Raw genomic sequence first — 274 nt, 5'->3', positions numbered from 1 at the left:
CCACTCGGCCTACATTTCCCGTGAGGGCAAGTATGCAAATCGTCTGGAACGGGGAGAGCGACTGGAGGCCACCGACCACGGCAATATGCCGGAGTGGGCGAAGGACAATCCGCAACAGTTCTGGCTGGCCGCCGATGCGTATGAGCGCAAGAACGGCACCTCATACCGTGAGATGGAAATCGCCCTGCCTCGTGAGCTGGACAGCGAACAGCGTGGGGCGTTTGTCAGAAACTGGACGGAGTAGGAGCTGGACGGCAAACACGCCTATCAGTGG

At 59.9% G+C, this 274-nt stretch carries 1 protein-coding gene; it reads left to right on the top strand.

Going from position 1 to position 274, the window contains the following annotated elements; all coding sequences use genetic code 11:
* On the top strand, nt 1-244 hold a 244-nt coding region (locus ACNQ0T_RS24215), incomplete at its 5' end, for a MobA/MobL family protein (protein ID WP_417930496.1).
* Nucleotides 245-274 lie beyond the last annotated feature (30 nt).

The organism is Enterobacter cloacae complex sp.6700776 (assembly GCF_048284255.1).
Taxonomy (GTDB): Bacteria; Pseudomonadota; Gammaproteobacteria; order Enterobacterales; family Enterobacteriaceae; genus Enterobacter; species Enterobacter intestinihominis.
The sequence above is the reverse complement of the archived record's forward strand: the minus strand, read 5'-3'. Positions and strand labels throughout refer to the sequence as shown.